Annotated in this window: 32 protein-coding genes; 11 read left to right on the top strand and 21 right to left on the bottom strand. The window is 71.1% G+C overall.

The annotated features are described in order from the left end of the window. Positions 1–67 precede the first annotated feature (67 nt). A complete protein-coding gene (locus G9272_RS08490; protein WP_171395973.1) occupies positions 68–880 on the top strand; it encodes a hypothetical protein in 813 nt (270 codons plus the stop codon). 236 nt (positions 881–1,116) lie between these two features. On the opposite strand, the gene G9272_RS08495 is transcribed toward G9272_RS08490, so the two are convergent. The 3 genes from G9272_RS08495 to G9272_RS46400 all read right to left on the bottom strand — a co-directional run bounded on the left by G9272_RS08495 (position 1,117) and on the right by G9272_RS46400 (position 2,595). Continuing rightward, positions 1,117–1,401: a hypothetical protein gene (locus tag G9272_RS08495; RefSeq protein ID WP_171395974.1), complete on the bottom strand. Its 285-nt coding sequence runs from the start codon at positions 1,399–1,401 to the stop codon at positions 1,117–1,119. Between the two features lie 281 nt (positions 1,402–1,682). After that, on the bottom strand, positions 1,683–2,336 hold the full coding sequence (locus tag G9272_RS08500; protein WP_171401909.1) for a hypothetical protein: 654 nt from the start codon (positions 2,334–2,336) through the stop codon (positions 1,683–1,685). Further along, on the bottom strand, positions 2,290–2,595 hold the full coding sequence (locus tag G9272_RS46400; protein WP_437184263.1) for a DUF4291 family protein: 306 nt from the start codon (positions 2,593–2,595) through the stop codon (positions 2,290–2,292). Before G9272_RS46400 ends, G9272_RS08500 begins: the two co-directional genes overlap by 47 nt. Positions 2,596–2,697: 102 nt before the next feature. Between G9272_RS46400 and G9272_RS08510 the strand changes: the two genes are divergently transcribed. Both G9272_RS08510 and lnt read left to right on the top strand, forming a co-directional pair. Then, on the top strand, positions 2,698–3,165 hold the full coding sequence (locus G9272_RS08510) for a nuclear transport factor 2 family protein (protein WP_171395975.1): 468 nt from the start codon (positions 2,698–2,700) through the stop codon (positions 3,163–3,165). A gap of 184 nt (positions 3,166–3,349) precedes the next feature. Continuing rightward, positions 3,350–4,921, top strand: coding sequence for an apolipoprotein N-acyltransferase (lnt, locus tag G9272_RS08515; protein WP_171395976.1), 1,572 nt, complete (start codon positions 3,350–3,352; stop codon positions 4,919–4,921). Here lnt and G9272_RS08520 read toward each other — a convergent pair. Further along, a complete protein-coding gene (locus G9272_RS08520) occupies positions 4,839–5,750 on the bottom strand; it encodes a Gfo/Idh/MocA family protein (RefSeq protein WP_171395977.1) in 912 nt (303 codons plus the stop codon). The two genes, lnt and G9272_RS08520, sit on opposite strands and share 83 nt — an antisense overlap. 319 nt (positions 5,751–6,069) lie before the next feature. Between G9272_RS08520 and G9272_RS08525 the strand changes: the two genes are divergently transcribed. Then, complete coding sequence (locus G9272_RS08525; RefSeq protein ID WP_253267758.1) at positions 6,070–6,561, top strand: hypothetical protein; 492 nt, start codon at positions 6,070–6,072, stop codon at positions 6,559–6,561. 45 nt (positions 6,562–6,606) lie between these two features. Here G9272_RS08525 and G9272_RS08530 read toward each other — a convergent pair whose 3' ends face one another. The 7 genes from G9272_RS08530 to G9272_RS08560 all read right to left on the bottom strand — a co-directional run bounded on the left by G9272_RS08530 (position 6,607) and on the right by G9272_RS08560 (position 12,740). Continuing rightward, on the bottom strand, positions 6,607–7,107 hold the full coding sequence (locus G9272_RS08530; protein ID WP_171395978.1) for a hypothetical protein: 501 nt from the start codon (positions 7,105–7,107) through the stop codon (positions 6,607–6,609). A 167-nt stretch (positions 7,108–7,274) separates the two neighbouring features. Next, entirely contained in the window at positions 7,275–7,967 is a 693-nt protein-coding gene (gene ung, locus G9272_RS08535) for a uracil-DNA glycosylase (RefSeq protein WP_171395979.1), read from the bottom strand. A gap of 118 nt (positions 7,968–8,085) precedes the next feature. Beyond that, complete coding sequence (locus G9272_RS08540) at positions 8,086–9,669, bottom strand: ABC transporter substrate-binding protein (protein ID WP_171395980.1); 1,584 nt, start codon at positions 9,667–9,669, stop codon at positions 8,086–8,088. Between the two features lie 205 nt (positions 9,670–9,874). Then, positions 9,875–10,636 (bottom strand): SDR family oxidoreductase, encoded by a 762-nt coding sequence (locus G9272_RS08545; RefSeq protein ID WP_171395981.1) that lies wholly within the window; start codon positions 10,634–10,636, stop codon positions 9,875–9,877. A 41-nt stretch (positions 10,637–10,677) separates the two neighbouring features. Beyond that, positions 10,678–11,439 (bottom strand): 3-oxoacyl-ACP reductase FabG, encoded by a 762-nt coding sequence (gene fabG, locus G9272_RS08550; protein ID WP_171395982.1) that lies wholly within the window; start codon positions 11,437–11,439, stop codon positions 10,678–10,680. 132 nt (positions 11,440–11,571) lie between these two features. Next, a complete protein-coding gene (locus tag G9272_RS08555; protein WP_171395983.1) occupies positions 11,572–11,988 on the bottom strand; it encodes a DUF3037 domain-containing protein in 417 nt (138 codons plus the stop codon). After that, entirely contained in the window at positions 11,985–12,740 is a 756-nt protein-coding gene (locus G9272_RS08560) for a HipA family kinase (RefSeq protein ID WP_171395984.1), read from the bottom strand. Before G9272_RS08560 ends, G9272_RS08555 begins: the two co-directional genes overlap by 4 nt. Before the next feature lie 190 nt (positions 12,741–12,930). Here G9272_RS08560 and G9272_RS08565 point away from each other — a divergent pair, with 190 nt between their 5' ends. Then, positions 12,931–13,434, top strand: coding sequence for a Rieske (2Fe-2S) protein (locus G9272_RS08565; protein WP_171395985.1), 504 nt, complete (start codon positions 12,931–12,933; stop codon positions 13,432–13,434). Here the strand turns inward: G9272_RS08565 and G9272_RS08570 are convergent. Next, entirely contained in the window at positions 13,421–14,068 is a 648-nt protein-coding gene (locus tag G9272_RS08570; protein ID WP_171395986.1) for a cysteine hydrolase, read from the bottom strand. The two genes, G9272_RS08565 and G9272_RS08570, sit on opposite strands and share 14 nt — an antisense overlap. Positions 14,069–14,200: 132 nt before the next feature. Here G9272_RS08570 and G9272_RS08575 point away from each other — a divergent pair, with 132 nt between their 5' ends. Beyond that, positions 14,201–14,668, top strand: coding sequence for a pyridoxamine 5'-phosphate oxidase family protein (locus G9272_RS08575; RefSeq protein ID WP_171395987.1), 468 nt, complete (start codon positions 14,201–14,203; stop codon positions 14,666–14,668). 6 nt (positions 14,669–14,674) lie between these two features. On the opposite strand, the gene G9272_RS08580 is transcribed toward G9272_RS08575, so the two are convergent. Continuing rightward, entirely contained in the window at positions 14,675–15,577 is a 903-nt protein-coding gene (locus G9272_RS08580; RefSeq protein ID WP_171395988.1) for a LysR family transcriptional regulator, read from the bottom strand. Between the two features lie 74 nt (positions 15,578–15,651). Between G9272_RS08580 and G9272_RS08585 the strand changes: the two genes are divergently transcribed. Next, on the top strand, positions 15,652–16,584 hold the full coding sequence (locus G9272_RS08585; RefSeq protein WP_171395989.1) for a DMT family transporter: 933 nt from the start codon (positions 15,652–15,654) through the stop codon (positions 16,582–16,584). Between the two features lie 194 nt (positions 16,585–16,778). Here G9272_RS08585 and G9272_RS08590 read toward each other — a convergent pair whose 3' ends face one another. Beyond that, positions 16,779–18,110 carry an aminotransferase class I/II-fold pyridoxal phosphate-dependent enzyme gene (locus G9272_RS08590; RefSeq protein ID WP_171395990.1) on the bottom strand — a complete coding sequence of 444 codons (1,332 nt, stop codon included), beginning with the start codon at positions 18,108–18,110 and terminating at the stop codon, positions 16,779–16,781. Between the two features lie 35 nt (positions 18,111–18,145). Between G9272_RS08590 and G9272_RS08595 the strand changes: the two genes are divergently transcribed. Both G9272_RS08595 and G9272_RS08600 read left to right on the top strand, forming a co-directional pair. Continuing rightward, positions 18,146–18,829: a pyridoxamine 5'-phosphate oxidase family protein gene (locus G9272_RS08595; protein ID WP_171395991.1), complete on the top strand. Its 684-nt coding sequence runs from the start codon at positions 18,146–18,148 to the stop codon at positions 18,827–18,829. After that, on the top strand, positions 18,829–19,461 hold the full coding sequence (locus tag G9272_RS08600) for an FMN-binding negative transcriptional regulator (protein ID WP_171395992.1): 633 nt from the start codon (positions 18,829–18,831) through the stop codon (positions 19,459–19,461). The genes G9272_RS08595 and G9272_RS08600 overlap by 1 nt, the downstream gene beginning before the upstream one ends. Positions 19,462–19,659: 198 nt before the next feature. Here G9272_RS08600 and G9272_RS08605 read toward each other — a convergent pair whose 3' ends face one another. After that, a complete protein-coding gene (locus G9272_RS08605; protein ID WP_171395993.1) occupies positions 19,660–20,664 on the bottom strand; it encodes an EamA family transporter in 1,005 nt (334 codons plus the stop codon). A gap of 106 nt (positions 20,665–20,770) precedes the next feature. Beyond that, positions 20,771–21,331 carry a Clp protease N-terminal domain-containing protein gene (locus tag G9272_RS08610; RefSeq protein ID WP_437184264.1) on the bottom strand — a complete coding sequence of 187 codons (561 nt, stop codon included), beginning with the start codon at positions 21,329–21,331 and terminating at the stop codon, positions 20,771–20,773. Positions 21,332–21,640: 309 nt separating this feature from the next. On the opposite strand from G9272_RS08610, the gene G9272_RS08615 reads away from it, so the two are divergent. Next, positions 21,641–22,069, top strand: a complete 429-nt coding sequence (locus G9272_RS08615) for a type II toxin-antitoxin system Rv0910 family toxin (RefSeq protein ID WP_171395994.1) — start codon at positions 21,641–21,643, stop codon at positions 22,067–22,069. Positions 22,070–22,148: 79 nt separating this feature from the next. Here G9272_RS08615 and G9272_RS08620 read toward each other — a convergent pair whose 3' ends face one another. Beyond that, the gene (locus G9272_RS08620; protein ID WP_171395995.1) at positions 22,149–22,799 is read right to left on the bottom strand and encodes a PadR family transcriptional regulator; all 651 of its coding nucleotides are present in this window, start codon (positions 22,797–22,799) and stop codon (positions 22,149–22,151) included. 119 nt (positions 22,800–22,918) lie between these two features. Here G9272_RS08620 and G9272_RS08625 point away from each other — a divergent pair, with 119 nt between their 5' ends. After that, a complete protein-coding gene (locus G9272_RS08625; protein WP_171395996.1) occupies positions 22,919–23,722 on the top strand; it encodes an SDR family NAD(P)-dependent oxidoreductase in 804 nt (267 codons plus the stop codon). Between the two features lie 71 nt (positions 23,723–23,793). Here G9272_RS08625 and G9272_RS08630 read toward each other — a convergent pair whose 3' ends face one another. The 4 genes from G9272_RS08630 to G9272_RS08645 form a co-directional block, all read right to left on the bottom strand. Then, positions 23,794–24,633, bottom strand: coding sequence for a class II glutamine amidotransferase (locus G9272_RS08630; RefSeq protein WP_171395997.1), 840 nt, complete (start codon positions 24,631–24,633; stop codon positions 23,794–23,796). A gap of 45 nt (positions 24,634–24,678) precedes the next feature. Beyond that, positions 24,679–25,113, bottom strand: coding sequence for a DUF7144 family membrane protein (locus tag G9272_RS08635; protein ID WP_171395998.1), 435 nt, complete (start codon positions 25,111–25,113; stop codon positions 24,679–24,681). A 59-nt stretch (positions 25,114–25,172) separates the two neighbouring features. Beyond that, on the bottom strand, positions 25,173–25,601 hold the full coding sequence (locus G9272_RS08640; RefSeq protein ID WP_171395999.1) for an SHOCT domain-containing protein: 429 nt from the start codon (positions 25,599–25,601) through the stop codon (positions 25,173–25,175). A 111-nt stretch (positions 25,602–25,712) separates the two neighbouring features. Continuing rightward, positions 25,713–26,435 carry an HdeD family acid-resistance protein gene (locus G9272_RS08645; RefSeq protein WP_253267759.1) on the bottom strand — a complete coding sequence of 241 codons (723 nt, stop codon included), beginning with the start codon at positions 26,433–26,435 and terminating at the stop codon, positions 25,713–25,715. Between the last annotated feature and the right edge of the window lie 43 nt (positions 26,436–26,478).

The following is a 26,478-nucleotide window of genomic DNA, read 5'->3' on the forward strand; positions in this document are numbered from 1 at the left end:
CAAAGTGCGACACCATCTCACTGGAGTCGGGGGTGCAGGCTCGAAGGGTCCTGGGATGATTGCGTGCATGCCAATGGACTGGTCTCGTTTCGAGCACGCATATGGCTCTGCAGCCGATCTGCCGCAGCTCCTTGAGCAGGTGGGTGATCCCGAGCTGGCTGACGAGGCTTGGGAGGAACTTGCGTCTGCTCTCTACCACCAGGGTTCGGTCTACACGGCCAGCTTCGCGGCCCTGCCCGCTCTGGCCGACATCGCCGCGGACCGTATCCCCGGTGATCGCCGGCTGGCGCTGCTGCTCGCTGGTCGTATCGTCTCCGCAGAGCAGCAGGTTCACGAGCCGGGCTACGTTCAGACGCACTACCCGGACGCGGTGGCCGAGTTGCACGGGCTGACTCTTCAGGGCCTGCGGGCAGAGCCGTTCGAGGGAGATGAGGAGGACTATCTCTACGCGCTGGAGGACCTGTTGGCCTTCGAGGGGGTACCGGTATGGCGGTGCTGCCTGCTTCGTAACTCCTACGAGGTGCAATGCCCGGCCTGCTCGCAGCACCTGAAGATCGACCTCTATGCGCAGCCGCCCTGCACTCGTCGCCTGGACCCGAATGAGCGTGTGCGATTCATCGGCGACCAGGGTCCGCCCCTCACCGGGATCCATCCCACGGTGCCTGCCGACCTACCACCGCTGGGGGCTCGACTGTATGCCATGGCCGTAGAAGCCGGGCAGTCGACGGTCGCCGAGCACTTGACCCATCTCCATGGCCGAGCAACATGTCCTGACTGCACTCCAGAGTTCTCCGTGCCGCAGCAGATCGAGGCCGCGGTGCGTAGCCGCACCCCCACGCTCCGAGCCACGACCAACCCCGCCTGTCACGGCGAGCAGTAGTCGGCGTACCGGACTGGAGAGACCCTCAACGCGTTCGAGGATTGATGCAGGCCAGAGGGCAGGCGCGTGTCCCTGAGGTCTGTGAACGCGCCTTGATGATCCATGTCAAGCCGCGTCCACAGACCTCCTTGCTGCCGATGGCACCTCGAGGGACCAACGCTGAGGAGGGCGACGATGCGGGCACGGCAGGCCGGTACAGCCTTGGAGACCATCTCACGTGGCTGGTCCGAAGGCTGTCATGCGGAAGCCACCACCTCGCCGGCCATGACCTGGGGAGGGTTGGGAAGCAGTGACGCCAGGTTGTCCCGCACGAAGTCCGCAGCCCTCGAGATCGATTCTTCGGCACCGGCCTGGTCCTGGAAGACGCTGGTGGAGACCATCACTCCCTCCCCGGTATCGATCCAGTAGTAGGCCACGAAGCCGGAGACCTGGCGCATGAGCGGCACGAACCCCTCGTTCACGAGACGTGCCGCCTCGGCCGAATCGGTCACCCCTTCGTACCGTCGGACTGCTGCGTACATCCCCAAGCTCCTCACGCCATCTGGGTTCGGTCCTCTGCTGAGACGTCGTACCCCTGCGACGGCCGTCTGGCTCATGGGGTGTCCGCCGATCACCTGAAGGATCGCCTCGGGTGATCCGAACGGCGGCCGCCGGCCAGGACGCAAGGCCCTGCGCAGGTGCGCCACGAGACAGCCTCGACGTGGAGCAGAGCAGCCTGGGTCGGTACCTTCCCCTGCCATTGAGGCCGTGACATGAAGGGCTCTGGGACGGCGACGCTCGCGACGAGTCGAGCCCGGTTCGGTCAGGCTTCAGCACCACTGCGGCTGTGGCCGGTCCGGCGAGTCCACAGGGACAGATCACTGCTCGTCGCTACGGCAAGGGTCTGCCCGGAGGGCGAGAAGCCGACGGCTCGGAGCTCGGAGTAGTTGGAGTGGAAGATGTGCCACCACTGCTCACCGTACGGACCGGAGTGAGGCAGTCCGCTGCCACGGGAGAGCAGGACACGCTCATTGGGCCAGGCCGGGGCAACGACCTCCAGAGCCCAGCCGCCCGCGGTGGAGGTGTGCAGGCCACCCCCGAAGAGCCCGGCGATGCGCACTCTGCTTCCGGCGACGGGTCCCAAGCCAGAGCACGACAGATCGGCGTCAGCGTCAGGGGTGCTGTCCTCGGGGGCGGGGTCGCGGTCCCGGGCGATCTTCTCTCCCGTGACGGCGTCGAAGAGACCGTGACCGTCGTGCGAGACGACCATCACCAAGTCGTCTCCGGTGTCCGGATGCGACGCGAAACCGATCCCGAGTAGTCCGCCGACAGCGACGTAGGCGATGTGCTGCCAGGGCTCGGGCGCTGGTAGTACGGGGGCCGCGAGGAGCCTTTTCCGCATCGCCTGCTGGTACGCGGAGAGCTCCGACTCACAGTCCGGCTGCTCGACCAGAGCTTCCTTCTTCGTCCAATTCATCACGCGGCTTGATGATCCACGTCATGCGTTCGCGGCTCCACGTCGAAGGAAAGCGGCCGTTGCGGGCTGCTGCGTTGCCGATCCTCGGGTGGTACGCCTGGTAGACGGTGATCGTGGACTCGGAGTGGGTCGCGCGGATGCGGAACTTGGGTTCCTGCTCGACGGGGCGGTCGTTCGAGGCGCTCAGCGCAGTCCCTGTGCTCGGCACGTTCGGGTTCTCGTTGTTGTTCGGGTTCTCGTTGTTGTTCGGGGCGTTCACGGCAGCAGCCTGACCGCCGCTGCGTCCACGCGGCCACCGAATTACCGGATCGATCCCCGCACAGACCTTGGCTGAGCAGCCCCCATGCCCAACACTCGGGCCATGACGCAGCGTGTGGAGCTCGCCGCCGTGATGGACCGGTTGGCCGTCGACGGTTTGGTCACCGACTACGCGGTGGCGGTCGACGACGGAGACTGGACGGCGTACCGGGAACTGTTCACGTCGGACGGGCGGGCGGACTACCGCTCGGCCGGTGGTATCGAGGGGGACGCCGGGAACGTCGCCTCATGGCTGGCGGAGAACATGCGGGTGTTCGCGATGCGGCAGCACCTCATCGTCAACCGCCGGGTGCGCTTCGGGGTCCTGGAGCAGGACACGGGCGACACGGCCCGGGTCCAGGCCGACTACGTCAACCCGATGCGGCTGGCCGCCGACCACGACGACTCGGCGGCCGGTGCGCCGGACTTCGTCTGTGGCGGCAGGTACTCCTTCGGTCTGCTGCGGACGGACAACGGTTGGCGGGTGCGTGAGGTCGTCGTCCAGGAGAAGTGGCGGCGCCTGCCCGGCTGAGCCGGAAGCGGCGGCAGAGGCCGAGGCAGAAGGAGAAGGAGAAGGAGATAGAGAAACAAAGAAATAAATACACAGCAGGAGCGGCAGCGCGCTTCAAGATCCCTGGGCCGAAAAGAGCCCCCTGTCGGAGATCGTCCCGGGCGCGCACACTGGAGGCACCCCCGAGCGGGTAGGGAGGTGCCGTATGAAGACGTTCGGACACTGGCTCACCTACCCCTGGCGGCGTACGGCCGTCGCGGCTCTCGCGGGCGCGCTGCCCGTGCTCGCGTTCCCCGCGCCGGCCCTGTGGTGGTGGGCCTACCTCGCGCTCGTCCCGTGGATCCTGCTCGCCCGCTCCGCGCCGACGGGAAGGCGGGCCGCGTACGACGGATGGAGCGGCGGGTTCGGGTTCATGCTGGCCATGCACCACTGGCTGCTGCCGAGCCTGCATGTGTTCACCCTGGTCATCGCCGCGCTGCTGGGCGCCCTGTGGGCTCCGTGGGCGTGGCTGGTCCGCCGGTTTCTCACCGCGGACGTGATCCCCAGCCGCGGACGGGTGTTCGCCGCGCTGCTGGTCCTGCCCTCGGCCTGGCTGGCGATCGAGCTCGTGCGCTCCTGGCAGGGGCTCGGCGGGCCGTGGGGCATGCTCGGGGCCAGCCAGTGGCAGGTGGAGCCCGCGTTGCGGCTCGCCTCCGTCGGCGGCGTGTGGCTGCTCAGCTTCCTGGTGGTGGCGGTCAACGTGTCGGCCGCCGTGCTGGTCTCCGTGCCGGCGTCCCGGGCGCCGGCCGTCGCCGGTCTCGTCGCCACCGCCGCCACGGCCTCGGCCGCGTGGATGTGGGCGCCGCGTCCCGACGCCGACGGGCAGGCCCGGATCGCCGTCGTGCAGCCGGGGGTGATCGACGGCCCCGACAGCCGCTTCGACCGCGAGGAGCAGCTGACCCGGCGGTTGGTCGGGCAGGACGTGGACCTGATCGTCTGGGGCGAGAGCAGCGTCGGCTACGACCTCGACGACCGGCCCGACCTGGCCCGGCGCCTGGCGGAGTTGTCGCGCGTCACCGGCGCCGACATCCTCGTCAACGTCGACGCCCGCCGCTCCGACCGGCCCGGCATCTACAAGAGCTCGATGCTCATCGGGGCCGAAGGCCCGACCGGCGACCGGTACGACAAAATGCGGCTGGTGCCGTTCGGCGAGTACATACCGGCCCGTTCCCTGCTCGGCTGGGCCACCTCCGTCGGCAAGGCGGCAGGCGAGGACCGGCGGCGCGGCACCGAGCAGGTCGTGATGGAAGCCGGGCACGGGCTGCGCATCGGGCCGATGGTGTGCTTCGAGACGGCGTTCCCCGACATGAGTCGGCACCTCGCAGGGGACGGCGCGGACGTGCTGGTCGCGCAGTCGTCGACCTCCTCCTTCCAGCAGAGCTGGGCGCCCGCGCAGCATGCCTCGCTGGGCGCGCTGCGCGCCGCGGAGACCGGGCGGCCGTTCGTCCATTCGACGCTCACCGGCGTCTCGGCCGTGTACGACGCGAGTGGCCGGCGGGTCGGCTCGCGGCTGGGCACGGAGGCGAGCACGACGGCCGTCTACGACGTCCCGCTCGCCGACGGCGTCACCCCGTACGTCCGCTACGGCGACTGGCCTGTCCATGGGGCCCTGCTGGTGCTGCTGGTCCTCGCGCTCACGGAGGGGGCGCGGACGGTCAGGCCGCGGCGGACCGCTCCCGCACCGCTCGTACCACCCGCTCGCACAGCTCATGAGTCGCCAGCGCGTCCCTGGCGCTGAGCACCTTGCCCGCCCGCACGGCGTCCAGGAAGGCGAGGACCGCCTGCTCGATGCCGCGCTGCCGGGCCACCGGCACCCAGTCGCCGCGCCGCCGCACGGTCGGCTGCCCCTTGTGATCGATCACCTCGGCGAGGTTGACGACCTGGCGCTTGGTGTCCTGCCCCGACACCTCGAGGATCTCCTCGTTGGACCCGCTGAGCCGGTTCATCACACCGAGCGCGGTGAAGCCGGGCCCGGCGAGCTGGAGGACGACGTGGTGCAGCAGGCCGTCCTCGACGCGGGCGCGCACGGTCACGTCGTCGACCGGGCCCGGCGCCAGGAAACGCAGCGTGTCGACGACGTGGATGAAGTCGTCGAGGATCATCGTGCGCGGTTCCTCGGGCAGCCCGACGCGGTTCTTCTGCATGAGGATCAGCTCGCGCGGGTGGTCGGCGCACTGGGCGTAGCCGGGCGCGAGGCGCCGGTTGAAGCCGACGGCGAGGGACACGTTCCGCGCCTCGGCGAGCGTGACGAGCCGCTCGGAGTCGGCGAGTTCGTACGCGAGGGGCTTGTCCACGTACGTCGGGACGCCCGCCTCCAGCAGCCGGGAGACGATCTCGGGGTGGGCGGCGGTGGGGGCGTGCACGAAGGCCGCGTCGAGGCCGGCGGCGAGGAGCGCGTCGAGGTCGTGGTGGCGCTGCTCGCGCGGCAGGCGGAGGCTGTCGGCGACCCGGTCGAGGGTGGCCGGCGTGCGGGTCTGGAGGTGGAGCTCGACCCCGAGCAGCGCGCCGAGCACCGGCAGATACGCCTTCTGCGCGATGTCGCCGAGTCCGATGCAGCCGACCTTCACGGGCGCTCCCTCGCTACCTGTCCCACGCTGCCCGGCCCACTGCCCGGCCTACCGTGTACGGCAGCATACGGGGCCCTTCCCCGGCCGCCGTCCGCCGGTCCGCGATGCGCGCGGACACCCGGCCCGGAGGCGGTGCAAGGGATTCCGGGGGCGCTGCTCAAGGGCAGGTACGGCGGCTCCGTCCAGTGAAGGTGTCATCGGCGAGTGACGTCAGCGCGGGCGGGCCCGCTCCCTCGTACGGGGTGCGAGATCACCCGTGCGGGGCAACCTCCGCTTCTGCGCTGTTGCTCGGGTGGGCGGAACCAGCAGAGTTGCGCGGGTGCATCGAACGACGACGACTACCGCAACGCTCCTGGTCACCGTGGCCGTCTCGGCCCTCGCGGGATGCGTGACCGTCCAGCGCCCGGCCGTCCCCGGCCCCGTCCTGGCACCGTCCCGGCCGTCCGTGCCGCGGCCGGAGGGGCGGGCCGAGGTGCAGGTCGTGCAGGCTCCGGCCCGTGAGGCGCTGGAGATGGTCGGGCCGTCCCGGAAGCCGGAACCGGATGCGCCGACGGCGCCGACGCAGCGGCGGCGGACGGCGGCGGTGCCGGGGGCCGGCGGCGCCGGACAGCCGCCCTCGTCCCGTTCCCGTCCGCACACCCGGCCGCCCCACCCGCAGGCCCGGCGGCACGCGCTGCCGCGCGTGGAGATCCCGGACGTGGAGGAGGAGGTGCGCCGGAACACCGACGTGTGCGCGCTCGGCAGGACGTACGGCGGATGGCAGGGCGACAGCCCGGAGGCGGCGATCTGCGAGCAGGCCTACGGGCGGTGAGGCGTCACGGGCCGGGGGCGTCGGAGGGCGACCACCCCGCCGGTCTCACCACTCCCGCTCCCACTCGCCCCGCCCTTCCCACTCGCCTTCGCCTTCGCCCTCCCCCAGTCTCAGTTCCATCCGGCTGATCGCCGCCCGTACGCCGTCCCCGTAGCTGTCTTCCCTCAGTGCCACGGCCGCCGTACGGGCCCTGCGTACGTGGGTACGGGCGGCCTCGGCGCGGCCGAGTTTGACGTAGTCCGCCGCCAGGTTGAGGTGCAGCGACGGATAGAGCGCCCGCATCTCGACCGAGCCGGCGTGCTCCTCCGCCGCCGTCAGCGCCCGCAGGTCCCACGCCAGCTCGTCCGAGGGGTCGTCGTGGGTGTCGGCCAGGTAGTGGGCGAGGGTGCAGCGGTGCAGCGGGGCGCCGTCCTCGCCGAGCTCCGTCCACAGGTCGAGGAGTCGGCGCCGGGCCTCCTCGCGATCTCCCCCGTGGTGCAGCATCACGACCTGCCCGATCCGCGTCAGCAGGGCGTCCGGCACCGTCTGCCCCTGTCGCTCCGCCACCGCGGCCTCCTTGCGTCGTTGCGACGACGCTAGCCGCAGGCATCCGCAATCCCGGTCAGGCGGCACCGTGCCGGTCCGCGGAGGAACCGGCCCGGCGGCAGGCAGCAGGAGGCAGACTGAAGGCGCCTCAGGTCGGACTGGGTCGGGCTGGGGCAGGTGGAGTCGGGTCAGACCTGGTCGGCCAGGTTCGGGATCGTCCAGTCGATCGGCTCGTGGCCCTGCTGTGCCACCGCCTCGTTGATCTGCGTGAACGGGCGGGAACCGAAGAACTTCTTCGCCGACAGCGGCGAGGGGTGGGCGCCCTTGACCACGATGTGCCGGGTCTCGTCGATGAGCGGGAGCTTCTTCTGCGCGTAGTTGCCCCACAGGACGAAGACGGCCGGGTCGGGCCGGTCGGCCACCGCGCGGATCACCGCGTCCGTGAACTTCTCCCAGCCCTTGCCCTTGTGCGAGTTCGCCTCGCCGGAGCGGACCGTGAGGACCGCGTTGAGCAGCAGGACGCCCTGCTGCGCCCACGGCATCAGGTAGCCGTTGTCCGGGATCGGCGTGTCCAGCTCCGCGTGCAGCTCCTTGTAGATGTTCCGCAGGGACGGCGGGATCTTCACTCCCGGCCGCACCGAGAAGCACAGGCCGTGCCCCTGGCCCTCGCCGTGGTACGGGTCCTGGCCGAGGACGAGCACCTTCACCCGCTCGTACGGCGTCGCGTCGAGCGCGGCGAAGACCTCCTCGCGTGGGGGGTAGACGGGACCCGCCGCCCGCTCCTCCTCGACGAACTCCGTCAGCTCCTTGAAGTAGGGCTGCTGGAGCTCGTCGCCCAGAACCCCGCGCCAGGACTCGGGCAGCATGGCGATGTCGGTCACGTCAACGTCCTTGCGTCGTGCGGTCACTTGCAGAACACAGAACCTACAGGCGACCACTGACAACCGGCCTCACGGACCGGCCCCACGGACCGGCCCTGCGGACCGGCCCACCGACCGCCTACCAGCTGGTCTTCCGCGTCAGCTCCCACATCATCATGATCGTCGACGGGTCCAGGGACCGCTCGCCGCCCGAGACGTCCTCGGACGAGGCCAGGTACTGCTTGCCCTGCCACAGCGGCAGCAGCCGGGCGTCGTCGACGAGGATCTGCTGGGCCTCCTCGAAGTCCTGCACCACGTTGGCGCGGTCGCTCTCCCCGCGGGAGCGGGGCAGCAGCACCTGTGTGATCTCCTTCGCCGGGTAGGGCGTGCCGAGCGCGTTCTGATCGCCGACGAAGGGGGCGATGAAGTTGTCCGCGTCGGGGAAGTCCGGGGCCCAGCCGCGCCCGAACACCGGGTACTCGCCCTTCTGGTAGCCGACCACGTAGGTGTTCCAGGGGCGGCTCTTCAGCTTGACCGAGAACAGGCCCGAGGCGTCGAGCTGCCTCTTGATCTCCTTGAACTCCAGGGCGGTGTCGGAGCCGTAGCGGTCGGTGGTGTACCAGAGGGTGAGCGGGACGGTCTCGGTGATCCCCGCCTCGGTGAGGATCTTGCGCGCCTTGGCCTTGTCGGGGTCACCGAAGGAGTCGAAGAAGCCGGTGGTGTGGCCGGTCAGGCCGGACGGGACCATGGAGTACAGCGGCTCGACCGTGTCCTTGTAGACCTCGTGGGCGATCGCGGCCCGGTCCACGACCTGGGCCACGGCCCGGCGCACGGCGACCTTGTCGGACCACGGGTCCTTGGGGTTGAACACCAGGTAGTTGATGTTGCTGCCGGCGCCCTCGATGAGCTGGAGGCCCTCGTTGGCGGCGCTCTTGCCGTCCAGGTCGACGATGTCGTCGGCGGCGAGACCCTGGTAGGTGATGTCGATGTCCTTGCCGCGCAGGGCCTTGACCATCTCGCCGGAGTCCTGGAAGTAGCGGATGGTCACCGCGTCGTTCTTGCGGTCGGCGAAGCCCTTGTAGTTGTCGTTCCGTACCAGTACGGCCTGCTTGCCCTCTTCGTAGGACTGGAGCCGGTACGGTCCGGAACCGACGATGCCGTCGTCCTTGCGCAGGGCCTTCGCGGAGTAGTCGTCGGGGTCGACGATGGACATGCCGGGGGTGGCGAGCACGAAGGGGAAGGTGGCGTCGGCCTTGTTGAGCCGGAAGAGCACCACCTGGTCGCCCTTCGTATCGACGCTGTCCAGGCTGCCCAGGAGTCCGTTGGGGCCGGTGTCGGCGTTGATCGTCCTGATCCGGTCGATCGAGTACTTCACGGCCTTCGCGTCCAGCGTGTCGCCGTTGGAGAACTTGAGGCCGTCGCGCAGCTCGCACTTGTACGTGCGGTTCGAGCTGTCCGTGAAATCGCAGGACTTGGCGGCGTCCGGCTGGGGACTCGTCGCTCCGTTGGGGTAGCTCAGCAACGTTTGGTAGATGTTGCGGAACAGCTCCCAGGAGCCGTCCCAGGCGGCGGCGGGATCGAGCGTGCTGGGAGCACTGGTGGTGCCCACGACGATCGGTCCGGCATCGTCGGAGCTCTCCTCCCCCAGGAGGCTGCATCCGGCCACCAGGGATATGGACACGATCGCCGCCATCTGCTGCAAGGATCGGTTCCGGTTGAACACGCGCACGCTCCTCGATCTGCCATGCCAAGGGTTGGCAGACCATACCGCAGCCCCGCACGCCGTGAACCCGCACCCTTGAAGCATTCTTGATCACTTCGGGGTGACTACGTTGTCATCGCCCGTGCGACGCCGGAACGACGACACGGGCGCCGTTTCCGTCAAGAAACGGCGCCCGTGTCGGTGTCGAATTCACGCCACGCCGGGATCAGCCCACGCCGGCGTTGAGGAAGATTCCGCCGTCGACGACGAGCGTCTGGCCGGTGATCCAGTCCGACTGCTCCGAGGTCAGGAACGCGGCGGTGCCGCCGATGTCGGAGGGCACGCCGAGCCGGGCGAGCGGGTAGGCGGCGGCCGCCTCCTCCTCGCGGCCCTCGTACAGGGCCTGGGCGAACTTCGTCTTCACCACGGCCGGGGCGATCGAGTTGACCCGCACACGCGGCGCGAACTCGTGCGCCAGCTGCTGGGTCAGGTTGATCATCGCGGCCTTGCTGATGCCGTACGCGCCGATGAAGGGCGAGGCGGAGAGTCCCGCGACGGAGGCGATGTTGACGATCGCGCCGCCGTTGTCCTTCTGCCAGGCGTGCCAGGTCCGCTGCGCGAAGCCCAGCGCGGAGACCACGTTGGTCTCGAAGACCTTGCGGGCCACGTCCAGGTCGAGGTCGGCGATCGGCCCGAACACCGGGTTCGTGCCGGCGTTGTTGACCAGGAAGTCGAGGCGGCCGAAGGCCTCCATGGTGCGCTCGACGGCAGCGGCCTGGTGCGCCAGGTCGTGCGCCTTGCCGGCGACGCCGATGACCCGGTCGGCGCCGAGCTGCTCGACGGCCTCCTTGAGCGCGTCCTCGTTGCGGCCGGTGATGCAGACCCGGTCGCCGCGGGCGATGAGTGCCTCGGCGACGCCGTAGCCGATGCCGCGGCTGGCGCCCGTGACGAGGGCGACCTTGCCGGAGAGTGCGGGCAGTTCAGTCATGTTCGTGATCCCCAGTGATCCCTAGTGCTCCCTGATGGCCTTTAGTCGAGCGGTCCGCCGGCGACGTACAGCACCTGACCGGAGACGAAGCCGGCGGCCTCGTTCGTGAAGAAGGCGATGGCGTTGGCGATGTCGTCGGGCTCGCCGACGCGCGCGACCGGGATCTGGGTGGCGGCCGCGGCCTTGAACTCCTCGAAGCCCATGCCGACCCGGGCGGCGGTCGCGGCGGTCATGTCGGTGGCGATGAAGCCGGGGGCGACGGCGTTGGCGGTGATGCCGAACTTGCCGAGCTCGATGGCGAGGGTCTTGGTGAAGCCCTGGAGACCGGCCTTGGCGGCGGAGTAGTTGGCCTGGCCGCGGTTGCCGAGCGCCGAGGAGGACGACAGGTTGACGACCCGGCCGAAGCCGGCGTCGACCATGTGCTTCTGGACGGCCTTGGTCATCAGGAAGGAACCGCGCAGGTGCACGCCCAGGACGGTGTCCCAGTCGGCGACGCTCATCTTGAACAGCAGGTTGTCGCGGAGCACGCCCGCGTTGTTGACGAGGATCGTCGGCGCGCCGAGCTCCTCGGCGATACGTGCGATCGCCGCCTCGACCTGGGCCTCGTCGGAGACGTCGGCGCCGACCGCGATGGCCTTGCCGCCCGCCGCGGTGATCTTCTCGACGGTGTCCTTGCAGGCGGCCTCGTCGAGGTCGACGACCGCGACCGCACGGCCTTCCGCGGCCAGCCGTACGGCGGTGGCGGCTCCGATGCCGCGCGCCGCGCCCGTGACCACGGCGACCCGCTGCTCAGTGGTGGACATTGCTGGTTCTCCTCGCCCTTGAGAAAATCTGGATGCGCCCGAGTGGTGAGCGACCGCTTAGTACCTTCGGCAGACGTGACGCTAGAAGCCCTGGCACCCGGTGTCAACGCCACACGGCGCGGGTGTGATCCATTACCTCACCAGCAGTTCCAGCAGCCGCTCCGTCTCGGCCGCGGGATCGGTGGTGAGCCCCGTGTGGACCGGGCCCGGCTGGACGATCGTCGAACGGGGCGCGATCAGCCAGCGGAAGCGCCGTCCGGCGTCGTCGTGCGCCGCCTGGCCGGCCGACGCGCCGCCCGTGCACACGCCCTCGACCGCCCGCAGGGCGGCCCGCACCCCGGTCACGTCCGCGTCCGGGTCCAGCGCCAGCAGCCTCGCCTCGTCGAGGTGGGTGCGGGCCCCCACGTAGTCCTGGCCGCGGCAGTACACCAGCACGCCCGCGTTGATGCACTCGCCGCGCTCGACGCGCGGTACGACGCGCAGCAGGGCGTACTCGAAGACGTCCCGGTCGCCGCCCTGGCCCGGCCGGATGATGTGGCGCTCGTTCACTTGGTCCCCTTGATGCGGTCGTGGATGACGGCGGCGCGGGCGAGCAGGGGGGCCGCGTAGGCCCGGCGGAGCGCGTCCGGGGTGTCGAAGCCGGGCTCGTCCGTCAGCCAGACGTCGGGGATCTCGGCGGTGACCTCGGCGAGGAGGTCGGCGGTGACCAGCGGCGCGAGCTCCGCCGCCGCGGCCGCGACGTCCGGTCCGAACGGGGTGAGCGCGTGGTCGGAGGCGTCGTAGGGGCGGGCCGCGGAGGTCTCGGCGGTGGGCCAGTTGTGCTGCCAGATCATGGTGGCGCCGTGGTCGATGAGCCACAGGTCGCCGCGGCGCATCAGCAGGTTGGGGTTGCGCCAGGACCGGTCGACGTTGTTCACCAGCGCGTCGAACCAGACGATGCGGCCGGCCTCCTCGGAGGTCACCGGGAAGGCGAGCGGGTCGAAGCCGAGGGCGCCGGAGAGGAAGTCCATGCCGAGGTTGGTGCCGCCGCTGGACTTCAGCAACTCCTGTACCTGCTGGTCGGGTTCGCCGAGCCCCAGCACCATGTCGAGCTCCACGGTCACCAGGCGGGGCACCCGGAAGCCGAGCCTGCGGGCGAGTTCGCCGCAGACGACCTCGGCGACGAGCGTCTTGCGGCCCTGCCCGGCACCGGTGAACTTCAGGACGTACAGACCGAAGTCGTCGGCCTCGACGAGTCCCGGCAAGGAGCCGCCCTCACGCAGGGGGGTGACGAAGCGGGTCGCGGTGACTTCCTTGAGCATCGCCCCAGGCTACTGGGCCTGGGGCGATGCGGGGCCGACAGCTCCGCGACAGCTCTGGCTTACGCCGCACTCATCTCGAACGGGTCAATATCTCGACACTGTCCGGACTTGGCGGGGGCGCTGAACGAGCGGCGCCCGCGGCTCGTACCTCTCGGCAGATCCACGCACCCCCTGGAAGGGAACCTCCAGCATGACCAGCGCATCGATCAAGTCCGCGTCGGGGCCTGCCCGCCGTACCGTCGTGGCAGCCGCCGGAGCCGCGGGGCTCTCCGTCGCGCTGACCGCGTGCGGAGGCTCCGACGACGACTCGTCGAGCTCGTCCGCCTCGGCCGGCACGTCGGGTTCCACCGGGTCCACCGAGGCCGTGAGCACCGGCGGCACGGGGGGCGGGGACAACGCCGCGGCCGGCGCCGCGCTCACCACGACCGCCGACATACCCGAGGGCGGTGGCAAGGTCTTCGACTCCGAGAAGGTGGTCGTCACCCAGCCGACGGCGGGCACGTACAAGGCGTTCTCCGCCGTCTGCACCCACCAGGGCTGCGCGGTGAAGAGCATCACCGACGGCGTGATCAACTGCCCCTGTCACAACAGCAACTTCTCGATCACGGACGGCAGCGTGAAGAGCGGACCCGCGCAGAAACCGCTGCCCGAGGTGGCGATCACCGTCAGCGGCGCATCGATCACGCTGGCCTGACGGCCGGCCGCCGGAGGCAGGCCAGCACCTCGTCCGTGGTCGTGACCGTAGCGACCAATGCGAGGGTGTGGCGGATCATCGCGGGGGTGTAGTCGGCAGGCACCCCGGCGATCGCGTCCGACGGCACGACGGCCGTGTAGCCGCGGTTGACGGCGTCGAAGACGGTGTTCGGGATCGCCACGTTGGCCGAGACCCCGGTCACCACCAGGGTGCGGCAGCCCAGGTTGCGCAGCAGGGCGTCGACATCGGTGCCCTGGATCGGCGACAGCCCGTGCAGCCGCCGCACGACCAGGTCCTGCTCGGCGACCTCGATCGGGGGCGCCAGGCTGGTCGCGTCGGTGCCGGTGAGCTGCTGGACGGGAAGGCGCTCGGCCGCGCGGAACAGCCGGGCGTTGCGGTTGGCGCCCCGGCCGTCGGGGCGGCGCTCGGCGACGGCGTGCACGACCTGGACGCGGCTCGCGTGAGCGGCGGCGACCAGCCGGGCGACGTTGTCGAGGGCCCCCGACTCCCGTGCCGCACGGGCGAGCTGGGGCAGCGCGGCACCGGGCCCGACGACGCCCTGCTGGCACTCCACCGTGATCAGGACGGTGCCGGCAGGGTCGAGGAGGGCGCTGAGCTGTTCGTACGACGGCATGACTCCCCCTGGCGTCGGTGTGGAGCGGGCGACAGTAACCGCCATTGCGCGCAGAAGGAAGAAGACCCATGCTTTCCTGACGGGATTTCAGGAGAGCGGCACGTACCCACAAGAAAAGAATGAGGGGGCCGGATGACCGTCACTCAGCGCCGGGGCCGGAAGATCATGATGTCGCCGGGTGAACTGGACGCGTTCCTCACCCTCCAGCGCACCTGCCGGGTCGCGACCGTGTCCACCGACGGCGCCCCGCATGTCAGCGCCCTGTGGTTTCTCTGGGACGGCACCGCGTTGTGGCTGTACTCGGTCGTGCGCAGCAAGCGCTGGGCGGACCTGAACCGCGATCCGCGGGTTGCGATCGTGATCGACACGGGCGAGGAGTACGACGCGCTGCGGGGCGTCGAGCTGTCCGGCGTCGTGGAGTTCGTGGGCGAGAGCCCGCGCACCGGGGAGCTGTGCGCCGAACTCGACGCCGTGGAGACGCTGTTCGCGCGCAAGAACTTCGGCCTGGACGCGATGCCGCACGACGGCCGGCACGCGTGGGTGCGGCTGACGCCGACGAAGATCGTGTCCTGGGACTTCCGCAAGCTGGGCGGTGTATAGGGCCGTTCAGCCCACGGCCTTCCCCGCGGCCTTGAGTGCCGCGACCGCCGCCCGGATCGACGGGCGGCGGTCGGCGTCCGCCCGCCAGAGCACGTACACATGCCGGCGCACCCGCTGCCGCAGGGGGACCGTCACGACGCCTTCGGGCACCGGGTGACGTCCGAGCAGCGGCGCGATGCAGACGCCCAGTCCGGCGGCCACCAGCCCGAGTTGGGTGTGCGTCTCGGCCGCCCGGTGACCGACGATCGGCTCGACGCCCCGTGAGCGCAGCGTGAACATCAGCCACTCGTGACAGAACTCGCCCTCGCCCCAGGTGATCCACTCGTCCTCGGCGAACTCCCCCAGATCCACCTCGTCCCGGTCCGCGAGGGGGTGCCCGGCCGGCATCGCGACATCGGCGGGATCGTCCAGGATGGGCGCCTTGACCAGGCCGTCCGGCACCGGCATCGGCTTGTTGTACCAGTCCAGGACGACGGCCAGGTCGAGGTCACCGCGGACCACCCCGGCGACGCCCCGCTCCGGTTCCAGTTCGCACGAGCGCAGGCGCAGCCCCGGGTGCGCCTTGCGCAGCTCGGCGAGCGCGACGGGGAACAGCCCGCGTGCCGCGGTCGGGAACGCGGAGAGCCGCAGCTCCCCCACCACCTGTCCGCGCTGGGCCTCCAGATCGGACTGGGCGAGCTCGACCTGCGAAAGGATCCGGGACGCGTGGTCGGCGAGCAGCCGCCCCGCGTCCGTGAGCCGTACGCCTCGCCCCTGCTTGGCGAGGAGCCGCTGCCCGACCTCCCGTTCCAGCTTGGCCATCTGCTGCGAGACGGCCGAGGTGGTGATGTGCAGGCCCGTGGCGGCGCCACTGACCGACCCGTGCCGGGCCAGGGCGTCGAGGGTGCGCAGGCGCTCCAGGTTCAACATGTAAGCGATGCTACGAGGTATCGCTCGAATATTCTCGATTGTGTGACGGGACGACGTCCAGCATCGTTACGCTCATGACTGCTGTCACCGCCCCCGCCCGGACCTCCCCGCAAGCCCCCGCCCGCCCCCGCCGCACTCTCGACTGGCGACTGCGCTTCGGCGTGCTGTCGCTGATCTGGGGCTTCAGCTTCCTGCTCATCAAGGTGGGCACCGACGGCTACGCACCCTTCCAGGTCACCCTGGGCAGGCTGCTGTTCGGTACGGCGGTCCTGGCGGTCGCGATGGTGGTGAAGCGCGAGCGGCTGCCGCGCGGGGCCCGCACCTGGGCGCATCTGACGGTGGCGGCGTTCCTTCTCAACGCCCTGCCCTTCTCCCTCTTCGCCTACGCCGAGCTGACCATTCCCTCGACCCTGGCCGGGATCTGCAACGCGACCTCGCCCCTGTGGGGCATGGCCCTGTCCCTGGTGGCGCTGTCGGAGGACCGTCCGACCCGGCTGCGCGTCGCGGGTCTGGGCCTCGGCTTCCTGGGCGTCCTGACGGTCCTGGGCGCCTGGCAGGGCTTCCACGGCCTGGACGCCCGGGGCACGGCCCTGGCCCTGCTGGCCTCGCTCAGCTACCCGATCGGATGGATCTACCTCCGCCGCACCCTGGCGGACACCGGTTCCTCGGCCCTGTCGATGACCGGCGGGCAGCTCCTGCTGGCCACGCTCCAACTGGCCGTGGTCACCCCGCTGTTCACCTCCTTCCCGAGCCACTTCCCGCTGGTCCCGCTGCTCGCGACGGCCGCCCTGGGCGCGCTCGGCACGGGCCTCGCCCTGCTGATCCAGTACGGCCTGGTCGCGGAGGTCGGCCCCACGACGGCCCAGATGGTCACCTACTTCATCCCGGTCATCGCGACGGCCGCGGGCGTCGCGATCCTCGGCGAGCCGCTGAGCTGGTCGACCCCGGTGGGCGCGGCGATCGTCCTGGCGGGAGCGGCACTGACCCAGGCGCGCGGCAGATCCTGAACCCGGGGGCACGGTGTCCGGCCCCCGAGCGCGGGGGCGGCGCCGACCTGCGGCTCCGCCGCGTAGCCGCGACGGCCGGGCCCCCGCCGACCCGATCGGCGCGGGCGGCAGCGCCCTGCGGCACCGCCGGGTGGATGCGAAACCCACGACGACCCGGCACCCGTCGAGACCGCTCCGCGCAGCGCCTTCGCGCCCTAGACGTACCCGCGGGTGCCGCCCACCCGTACCGCGGAGGCGACGGCGTCCGCCAGTGGGCCGACCTCGTCCCGGGCCAGCGTCGAGACGGTGATGCGGATCCCTGGTGGGGCCTCGATCCGGAACCGTGCCCCGGGGGCGACGGCCCACCCCGCCTGGAGCAACCGGGCGACGGCCCCCGTCTCGTCCGGCACGGGAATCCACACGTTCATCCCGCTGCGGCCGCGCGCCTCGACCCCCCGCTCGGCCAGCGCCGTGATCAGCGCGTCCCGCCGGCTCCCGTACGCCTCGGCCACCGCCCGCGCGTCCACCGCCCCGTCGGCCCACAGCCGCAGCACCGCCCGCTGGGTGATCCGGCTGACCCACCCGGGTCCGAGCCGCTGCCGCCCGCGCACCCGGTCGAGGGTGACCTCGTCCCCGGTGAGCACGGCGAACCGCAGGTCGGGTCCGTACGCCTTGGCCACCGAGCGCACGAACGCCCAGTGCCGGGTGACGCCCGCGAGGGGGTGCAGCGGGAGGTCGACGATCCCATGACCGTGGTCGTCCTCGACGAGCACGGTCCGCGGGTGTGCCCGCAGCACGGCACGCAGGGCACGCGCGCGTGCGGCACTCACCGCCGCGCCGGTCGGGTTCTGCGCCCGGTCGGTGACGATCAGGGCGCGCGCCCCGGCCTCCAGGGCGCGACGCACCTGCTCGGGCAGCGGGCCGTCGTCGTCGACGCCGACCGGAACCGGGCGCAGCCCGAGCGCCGGGACGAGGTCGAGCAGGGAGCCCCAGCCGGGATCCTCGACGGCCACGGTGTCGCCCGGCCTCACATGCGCGGCGAGGACGCGTTCGATCGCGTCCAGCGAACCGGAGGCGACGGCCACGGGCCCGGCCGGCACACCGTCCGCGTCCAGTTCGGCCCGCGCCAGCCGCGCCAGTTCGGGTTCCAGCGCAGCGTGCCCGTACAGGACCGGTTCCCGGTCGCCCTGCGCGGCGGCCCACGCGAACGCCGGCGCCAGCGGTGGCAGCAGCGCGGTGTCCGGGTTGCCGGCGGCCGCGTCCCGTACGCCCTCCGGCACCTCGACCCGGAGGAACTCGCGCCCGGTCGTGGCGGGCTTCGACCGCACCCGGCTGCCCCGTCGGCCGTCGGTCTCGATCACCCCGCGCTCCCGCAGGGTGCGATAGGCGGCCGCGACGGTGTTCGGGTTCACCCCCAGTGCGGTCGCCAACTCCCGCATGGGCGGCAGCAGTTGCCCAGGACCCAGCTCACCCGTACCCACCGCCGCCTCGATGCTCGCGGAAATGTCCGCTGCACGCCGGCCTTTGATCGGATATTCTCCTAGCACAAAGCCTATTATGCACTAGTGCAATGGAGAACGCCATGCAGGGGACCCCGGAGACGACGACACGGACCGCCGCCTACACCCCGACCGACCGCACGATCCCCACGCGGTCCGCGCAGAAGGCCTCGTACGACAGGGAGCTCGTGCACGCGATACTCGACGAGGGCTACGTCTGCCACCTCGGTTTCGTCCGCGACGGCGCGCCGGTCGTGCTGCCGACCCTGTACGGCAGGGTCGGCGAGACGCTCTACGTGCACGGCTCCACGGGTTCGCGTCCGCTGCGGATGACGGGCCAGGCGGACCCGGGGCTGCCGGTGTGCCTGACGGTGACGCATGTCGACGGTCTGGTGCTGGCCCGCTCGGCCTTCCACCACTCGATCAACTACCGCTCGGTCGTGGTGCACGGCATCGCGTACGACGTGACGGACCCGCAGGAGAAGCTCACCGCGCTCGACGCCCTCGTCGACCATGTCGTCCCGGGCCGGGCCGCCGACTCGCGCCCCGCGAACAAGAAGGAACTGGCGGCGACCGCGGTGATCCGCCTCGACCTGAACGAGGTGTCGGCCAAGACCCGCACCGGCGGGGTGAACGAGGAACCGGAGGACCTCGCCCTCCCCCACTGGGCCGGTGTGCTCCCGCTGCGCAAGGGTTACGACGCGCCCCTCCCGGAGGCCGACCTCGCCCCCGGCACCGTCCTCCCCGACTACCTCGCGGTGCCGTGATGCTCATCCACCCCTGGGACGCGCCCCACGACGACGGCGAGTGGCGCGACTGGCTGTCCGTCCACGACTTCGGCCAGCTCGCGGTCAACGGCCCGGCGGGCGAGCCCCCGTTCGTCCAGCCCCTGCACTTCGCCTACGACCCCGACGCGGGCGAGGCCGTCACCCATCTGGCCCGGCCCAACCCCCTGTGGCCCGCCCTGGAGGCGGACCCGACCGTGATCCTGAGCGTGGTCGACGACTATGTGTTCGTACCCGGCCCGTGGCAGGCACCGCCGGGTGCCCCCGCCGAGCACGGCACCCCGACGAGCTTCTACGCGGCGGTCCAGCTCCGCTGCACGGCCCACATCGTGGACGATCCGACCGCCAAGGCCGAGCTGCTCGAACGCCAGTTGGGCCACTTCCAGCCGGAGGGCGGCTCCGCCCGGCCCACGGTCGGCGAGGCGCCGTACGGCCGTCTGCTCTCCGGCATCCGTGGTGTCCGGCTCGAGGTGACCGGCGTACGGGCCAAGTTCAAGTACGCGGCCCACCGGCCGAGCGAGACCCAGGACCGCATCGCCGCCGGCCTGGCCGCCCGGGGCGGCCCACGCGACGCGGCGGCCGGCGAGCACCTGTCACGACGACGCCGGACATGACCGCCCGAGGTGACGTACGGGACGGCGCGAGAAAAGGCGGGAGCCCGGCCCCGCGCCCGCCCGCGGCACCTCTCCCCCTCTCTCCCCCTGTCGCCGGAACGCCCTGTGACTCCACGGGTGCGGGACCGGTGACCGGACGGCCCGCCTCAGGCGCCCGCGGGCGGAGGAACGAACACGTTCGAAGGCGTGATCGGGAGCCTAGGCAGCCGTCCCGCGGGCCGACAGCTCCCTTTCGGGACTGCCGCCGGCCACCGGCTCCGAGGCGCCCTTGGCCGGCGCGGACGACTGCGCGATGAAGGCGCCCAGGAGAACCACCGCCCCACCCACGATCTGCGGCGCCGAGAGGTGCTCGCCGAGCAGCACCCATGCCAGGACCGTCGCGATGACCGCCTCCAGACAGGCCACCACGCCCGCGACCTGGGGAGAGAGCCGGCGCACGGAGACCACGCCGGTGACGTAGGCGACCACCGTCGCGATGAGCACGATCCAGGCGAGCAGCAGCCAGGCGGGGACCTCGGTGCCGTTCATGCCGGCGGTGTGCGCGAGCACGGACCAGTCCATGCCCCAGGGGCGGGAGACGGCGGTCAGGACGACGGCGCCCACGAGGAGGCCGTACGCGATGACGCCGAGCGGATCGGGGGCGTCGTCCCCGGAGTCGCTGCCCTGGTCGGACAGGACGAAGTAGCCGACCTGGCAGCAGGCGGCCGCGAGCGCGAGCAGCAGCCCGAAGGCGTCGAAACTCAGCCCCGACCAGACCTCGACGACACAGGCCAGCCCGCCCACCGCGAGGACCACGCCGAGCGCGGCGGCGCGCGTCACCGGCCGGCGCTGCACGAACCGCACCCAGCCGAGCACCAGCGCGGGCGCGAGGTACTCGACGAGCAGCGCGACACCGACCGGGATGCGGGAGATCGCGGCGAAGTAGAACGCCTGCACTCCCGCCACGCCGAGCAGACCGAACCCGGCGAGCAGCGCCGGGCGGGTGCGCAGCAGGGCGCGGTGTCGTACGGCGAGCGGCAGCATCACCAGGGCCGCGCCGGTCACCCGCAGCCACACCACGTGCAGCGGATCGAGGCCCGCCTCGATCAGCGGCTTGGCCGCGACCCCGGATCCGCCGAAGGCGATGGCCGACCCGATCGCCAGACCGAGCCCGATGCCCTTCCCGCTCTTGCCCTCACTGCTCACAGACATATGCACCGGCACATGATGACAGGCGACGACATGAGCGTCATCCCCGTTGACACCTGTCTCATCGGCTGGACGGCCCCGGACGGCGGGCGAGGGCGGTCGGGGCGGGGTCGGGGCGGTCTCAGTAGGCGCCTTCGCCGCCTCCGGCGCGGGCCTCGCGCTCCTGCGGACCGTCCTCGATCCGTGCGCGCAGCGCGTGGACGTCGACGGCGGCGCGGGTCAGCACCTCGACGGCCCGCGCCTGCGGGTCCGCGACGATCGCCGCGAGCAGGTCGACGCCCCGGGCCGGCGCTCCGTCGCGCCGGGCGGCCCGCACGCACGCGTGCTCCAGCGCGGCCGCGGCCAGCGGGGAGAAACCCTCGACGACCGTGACGACGGGCAGGGTCCCGGAGTCCTCGACTCCGCTCTGCCAGCGCAGGCCATAGCCGATGCTGCGCTGGACAAGGTAACCGAGCAGCCGGGCGAGCTGGGGTCCGCCGTCGAAGGCGGCGCGCACCTGAGGGTCCTGCTCCAGGAGCGAGTGCAGCAGGTGGGCGGTGTCGATCTGCCGGTCCCCGTCCCGCACCGCCCTGCGGCGGGCGGCGGCGAGCGCCGCCGCGGGCTCGGCGGCGAGCCTGGGGTCGTCGTCCATGCCGTGCGCCACCGGGTGCTGGGGCGACTGCCGGGAAGTACGGGATTGCACCACCCCACCCCATCAGTCCCGGCCGGGTGCGGTCATCCCCGGCGGGGAGCATCTTCGCGTCCCACACAGAGCGGACCCCGGCCGTCGGAATCTCCTCCCTACGGATGAGATCAGGCCGTTTCCCCATCCAGGGCGCGCGCCGACTTGCAAGTGACCCTGCCGGGGTATGTCGACGCACTCCTCCACATTTCCTGACGGTTCGTCAGTATTGAATGTTCGAGGCCCTGGAGCTACGTTCCGCGACACCGCAGCCCCAGTTGCCCGACACGAAGAGGCAGCCCCAGTTGCCCGACACGAAGAGGTGGTCGCATGGCCGAAGTCAGCGCGGAGGCACGCATCCAGGCACCGGCCGAGAAGGTGTGGGCCCAGCTCACCGACTGGTCGGCGTACGGGGAGTGGAACGCGACCCACACCAACTTCCCCAAGGGCGGCCCCGAGATCCTCGAAGTGGGCGCGACCTTCCAGGAGAACATGAAGCTCATGGGGTTCCCGGCCGAGGTCGAGTGGACCGTGGCGGAACTGGAGCCCGCCCGGGTGCTCGCCATCCGCGGGAAGGGCCCGATGGCGGTGTCCGTGGCCACCCGCTACACCCTGACCCCCGAAGGGGACGCCACGACGGTCCGCATCGACGGCGAGTTCACGGGCGCGGCCGTGTCGCTGATGGCGGGCAGACTCAAGGACTCGGGCACGGCCGCGCTGAACGAGTCACTGCGCAAGCTGGGCGGACTGATCGTCTGACCGACCGGGCGAGGCGCCCGGCACACGAAGGCGCCCCGCGGATGACTCCGCGGGGCGCCTCGGCATCGCCGTACGGCGATCAGTCCTCGTCGGCGAGGATCAGGTACAGCTTCTTGCGGGCGTCGTTGATGACCGTGAGCGCCTTCTCGCGCTGCTCCTTGCTGCCGGTCTTCCAGACCTGCCCGAAGGCCTCCATCAGACCGAAGCCGGCCTGGCGGATCTCACTGAGAGCCTCCCAGTCGACCCCGCGCGAGGCCTCCTCCCAGGGGGCCTCCGGGCCCTCCTCGGCGGCCGTGCGACCTTCGTCGGTGAGCGAGAACAGCTTCTTGCCGCCTTCGCTCTCACTGCTGATCAGCCCCTCGTCCTCCAGCAACTGGAGGGTGGGGTACACCGAGCCCGGGCTGGGCTTCCACGCCCCGCCGCTGCGCTCGGCGATCTCCTGGATCATCTCGTAGCCGTGCATGGGCCGGTCCTTGAGCAGGGCCAGGATCGAGGCCCGTACGTCACCGCGCCGCGCCCTCCCCCTGGGTCCGCCACGCCCTCGTCCGCCCCAGGGGCCACCGAAGCCCGGCCCGAAGCCGGGACCGCCGGGGCCGAATCCCGGACCACCCGGACCACCCGGGCCACCCGGACCGAAGGGCCCGAAAGCCGCCCGTCGTCCGTCGAAGCCGCCGCGGCCGCGCCGGGGGCCGTCCTGACCATGTCCACGCTCGAATCCGTGGGTACGCATCGCAAACCACTCCTTCATTCCATCGTTGATCTGTCGCGATGCGTCAACGATATATCGGAACAGTTCGCTTGGCAAGGACTCGGGCCGTCCGGGGTGCGGACGCCGTCTAGGGTGCGGACATGACATCCCGCAGCCCCTCGCACCGCACCCCGGACACCTATCTCTCCGAACTGTTCTCGCTGGACAGCCGGGTCGCCGTGGTGACCGGCGGCAGTTCCGGCATCGGCCGGGCCATCGCCGGCGCCCTCGCCCGGGCGGGGGCGGGCGTGGTGATCGTGGCGCGCAAGGAGGCGGAGCTGGCCGCCACGGTCGACGAGCTGACGGCGGACGGCTGCCGGGCGGCCTGGGTGAGCGCCGACCTGAGCACCCGCGACGGGGTGCGCGCCGCCGCGGAGCAGGCGGCCGGGGTGTACGGCGAGCCCGACATCCTCGTGAACTGCGCCGGGATCAATCTGCGGCCGCCCATGGGCGAGCTGGGCGAGGAGGTGTGGGACGCCACGATGGCGGTGAACCTGGAGGCGCCCTATCTGCTGGGCCTGCGGTTCGGGCCCGGTATGGCCGAGCGCGGCTTCGGACGGATCATCCACATCAGCTCCCAGCAGGCACACCGCGCGTTCGTCCAGAGCGGCGCCTACGGCGTCTCGAAGGGGGCCCTTGAGTCGCTGGCCCGCTCCCAGGCCGAGGCGTGGTCGCCGTACGGCGTCACCTGCAACACGCTGGTGCCCGGCTTCGTCCTGACCCCGCTCAACATGCGGTTGCAGTCCGACCCGGAGAAGGTGGCGGCGCTGGCCGCGCGCACGATGGTCGGGCGCAACGGCCTGGCCGAGGACTTCGCCGGAGCCGCCGTGTTCCTGGCCGGCCGCTCCTCCGGCTATGTGACCGGGCAGGCGCTCTTCGTCGACGGTGGCTTCTCCGTGCACTGATGTCCTGCACTGATGTCCACGGCCGCCCTGCGGTGCCGAGCCCGGCACCGGACAGCGGGCGGCCGTGCGCGTCAGGCCGCCTGCGGGACGAAGTGGACGATCTCGTCCCCGCCGGGCTGCACCACGCCGTACGTGTTCTCGGGGACCTTGTTCCAGGCCCCGGGCAGATCACCCAGGGGCTCGGAGACGATGAGACGGGTCTCGTCGGAGACCTCGCGCAGGAAGGCCAGGTCGGGGTGGAGCGAGCGGAGCGTCTCCACCCGGGTGCTGTAGAACAGCGAGCGTGAGGCTCCCTGGCTGGAGTAGCGGAAGGCCCACAGCCGTTCTCCGTCGGTCACGGCCACCGTCATCTGGACCGGGAACTCCACCCCGTGCGCATGGCCGGTGCGTTCCACCAGGCCGACCATCCGCGCGACGGCGCCCGGCGGATCCTCCTCCAGGCCGAGGGTCAGGGCCAGGAAGAACATCATCTCCGAGTCCGTCGACCCCTCGATGTCGAGGAACAGCTGCGGGTCGACGGAGAGGGCGAGGTCCCGGCGCATCCGGTGGAAGTCGGCGATGGCGCCGTTGTGCATCCACATCCAGCGCCCGTGCCGGAACGGGTGGGAGTTGGTCTGCTGCACCGCCGTGCCGGTCGAGGCCCGGATGTGCGCGAAGAACAGCGGTGAGCGGACGTGACCGGCGATCTCCCGCAGATTGCGGTTGCTCCACGCCGGGCCGATCTCCCGGACGACCGCGGGGCTCCCGTCTTCCGCGTCGCCCCCGTACCAGCCGACGCCGAAGCCGTCACCGTTCGTCGTCTCCACGCCCATCTTGGAGTGCAGGCTCTGGTCGATCAGCGAGTGCGTCGGCCGGTAGAGGATCGTTTCGAGCAGGACAGGAGTTCCCGAGTAGGCGAGCCAACGGCACATCGTCTACCGCCTTCCTGATGATGCGGACGGGACGGCCCCGCCCGGTCAGTCCGCGGGCCTGTCCGGCTTCACCACGCACAGTGCCCAGATGATGAACCCGGAGAAGGCGATCATCACGACGGACCAGACCGGGTAGTACGGCAGGGAGAGGAAGTTGGCGATGACGATCAGCCCGGCGATGGCCACGCCGGCGACCCGCGCCCACGTCGCCGACTGGAACAGTCCCAGGCTGACGATCACCGCGACCACGCCCAGGGCGAGGTGGATCCAGCCCCAGCCGGTGAGGTCGAACGCGAAGACGTAGTTGGGGGTGGAGACGAAGACGTCGTCCTCGGCGATTCCCATGATGCCCCGGAAGATGTCGAGCACTCCGGCGAGCATGAGGGTGACGGCGGCGAAAACCATCAGGCCTTCGGCCCAGTGCTGTTTGGCCGTGTGCCGCTTGGCCGACGACGCGTGGGTGGGGTGTGTCGCTGTCATCCCGAAGCCTCGATTCGGTCGCGTTTGGGCTCGGTGTCGCTCGGTGTCGTTCGGTGTGCTCAGTGGCGGGAGCCGCTCAGCACCATTTGCTTGGCCCGGTTGTACTCCTCGTCCGTGATGTCACCGCGGGCACGGATCTCGGACAGCTTGGCGAGTTCGTCGACGCTGCTGGTGGGCGCCGCGCCCTTGGCGGTCTCGCGGACATAGCTGTCGAAGGCCTGCTGCTGATCCCGCGCCTGCTTGATCTCGCGGCGTCCCATGTTCTTGCCCCGCGCGATCACGTAGACGAAGACGCCCAGGAAGGGCAGCAGGATGCAGAACGCCAGCCAGCCGGCCTTGGCCCAGCCGCTGAGGTCGTCGTCGCGGAAGATGTCCACGACGATCCGGAACAGCAGGACGAACCACATGACCCACAGGAAGAACACCAGCATGGTCCAGAAGGCGCTCAGCAGCGGATAGTCGTAGGCGAGGTACGTGTCCCCACTCATGTCTCTCCTCCGTTCCGGGCCGGGGCCCGACATGGCGTGGTGTGCCGTTCTCAGCTTGCGCGGACAGGGTCCCGGCGGCCTCACCCGCGGCGGGTGAGCGCGCCGGCTGTCTCAGACCGTCCCCGCGGGTGCCCCCGGCCCCGCCGGGCGCGCCCGGCGCAGCGCGGCCCGCCAGGCGAAGGCGACCGCCGCCTCGACCAGGCCGAGCAGGACGAGCCACAGGCCGAGCAGCCGGGTCAGCGCCCGGGCCGACTCGGTGGGCAGGGCGAGCACCACGATCCCCGCGACGATGGCGAACACGGCGGCGCCGATCACTACGCCCCGGTGGGGCAGGTCCTTGGTGGCGAGCGCCGTGTAGAGGGTGAGGATGCCGGACACCAACCAGAGGACCCCGACGATCAGCGAGAGCGTCGCGATGGTCTGCAACGGGTTCCTCAGGCACAGCACCCCGGCGACGACGTACAGCACCGCCAGCAGGAGCCCGGTGAGGCGTTCGCCGTGGTCCTCCCTGGCGAAGGCCGCGACGAACCGGAAGCCGCCGATCACCAGCAGGTACAGGCCGATGAGGACCGCAAGGACGTGCAGGGTCTCGTCCGGCCAGACCAGGATCAGGATGCCCGGCACGAGCGTGGCGACCGCCGAGCCGAGGATCCACGTCCAGGAGCGCCCGAGTACGGCCAGTGTCTCGGCGGGATCGCCCCCCACCGGCCCGGAAACCGGCCCGCCGGGCGGCCGGTCCGGTCCGCCGGACAGCGGGTCCGGTCCGGGGTGCGGTCCGGGGTGCGGTCCGGGGTGCGGTGCGGGGTGCGGTGCGGGATCAGGCGAAACGCTCATGACTCCTCCTCGCGCCCGGCCGGGGACGACGGCCTCCCGCTCG

It is taken from the genome of Streptomyces asoensis (assembly GCF_013085465.1).
GTDB lineage: Bacteria > Actinomycetota > Actinomycetes > Streptomycetales > Streptomycetaceae > Streptomyces > Streptomyces cacaoi_A.

Excerpts from the sequence above, each read along its gene's own strand:
- G9272_RS08490 (WP_171395973.1), top strand. The coding sequence starts at position 68 with ATGCCAATGGACTGGTCTCGTTTCGAGCACGCATATGGCTCTGCAGCC.
- G9272_RS08495 (WP_171395974.1), bottom strand. The coding sequence starts at position 1,401 with ATGTACGCAGCAGTCCGACGGTACGAAGGGGTGACCGATTCGGCCGAG.
- G9272_RS08500 (WP_171401909.1), bottom strand. The coding sequence starts at position 2,336 with ATGAATTGGACGAAGAAGGAAGCTCTGGTCGAGCAGCCGGACTGTGAG.
- G9272_RS08510 (WP_171395975.1), top strand. The coding sequence starts at position 2,698 with ATGACGCAGCGTGTGGAGCTCGCCGCCGTGATGGACCGGTTGGCCGTC.
- lnt (WP_171395976.1), top strand. The coding sequence starts at position 3,350 with ATGAAGACGTTCGGACACTGGCTCACCTACCCCTGGCGGCGTACGGCC.
- G9272_RS08545 (WP_171395981.1), bottom strand. The coding sequence starts at position 10,636 with ATGACTGAACTGCCCGCACTCTCCGGCAAGGTCGCCCTCGTCACGGGC.
- fabG (WP_171395982.1), bottom strand. The coding sequence starts at position 11,439 with ATGTCCACCACTGAGCAGCGGGTCGCCGTGGTCACGGGCGCGGCGCGC.
- G9272_RS08560 (WP_171395984.1), bottom strand. The coding sequence starts at position 12,740 with ATGCTCAAGGAAGTCACCGCGACCCGCTTCGTCACCCCCCTGCGTGAG.
- G9272_RS08565 (WP_171395985.1), top strand. The coding sequence starts at position 12,931 with ATGACCAGCGCATCGATCAAGTCCGCGTCGGGGCCTGCCCGCCGTACC.
- G9272_RS08570 (WP_171395986.1), bottom strand. The coding sequence starts at position 14,068 with ATGCCGTCGTACGAACAGCTCAGCGCCCTCCTCGACCCTGCCGGCACC.
- G9272_RS08575 (WP_171395987.1), top strand. The coding sequence starts at position 14,201 with ATGACCGTCACTCAGCGCCGGGGCCGGAAGATCATGATGTCGCCGGGT.
- G9272_RS08580 (WP_171395988.1), bottom strand. The coding sequence starts at position 15,577 with ATGTTGAACCTGGAGCGCCTGCGCACCCTCGACGCCCTGGCCCGGCAC.
- G9272_RS08585 (WP_171395989.1), top strand. The coding sequence starts at position 15,652 with ATGACTGCTGTCACCGCCCCCGCCCGGACCTCCCCGCAAGCCCCCGCC.
- G9272_RS08595 (WP_171395991.1), top strand. The coding sequence starts at position 18,146 with ATGCAGGGGACCCCGGAGACGACGACACGGACCGCCGCCTACACCCCG.
- G9272_RS08600 (WP_171395992.1), top strand. The coding sequence starts at position 18,829 with ATGCTCATCCACCCCTGGGACGCGCCCCACGACGACGGCGAGTGGCGC.
- G9272_RS08615 (WP_171395994.1), top strand. The coding sequence starts at position 21,641 with ATGGCCGAAGTCAGCGCGGAGGCACGCATCCAGGCACCGGCCGAGAAG.
- G9272_RS08620 (WP_171395995.1), bottom strand. The coding sequence starts at position 22,799 with ATGCGTACCCACGGATTCGAGCGTGGACATGGTCAGGACGGCCCCCGG.
- G9272_RS08625 (WP_171395996.1), top strand. The coding sequence starts at position 22,919 with ATGACATCCCGCAGCCCCTCGCACCGCACCCCGGACACCTATCTCTCC.
- G9272_RS08630 (WP_171395997.1), bottom strand. The coding sequence starts at position 24,633 with ATGTGCCGTTGGCTCGCCTACTCGGGAACTCCTGTCCTGCTCGAAACG.
- G9272_RS08635 (WP_171395998.1), bottom strand. The coding sequence starts at position 25,113 with ATGACAGCGACACACCCCACCCACGCGTCGTCGGCCAAGCGGCACACG.
- G9272_RS08640 (WP_171395999.1), bottom strand. The coding sequence starts at position 25,601 with ATGAGTGGGGACACGTACCTCGCCTACGACTATCCGCTGCTGAGCGCC.
- G9272_RS08645 (WP_253267759.1), bottom strand. The coding sequence starts at position 26,435 with ATGAGCGTTTCGCCTGATCCCGCACCGCACCCCGCACCGCACCCCGGA.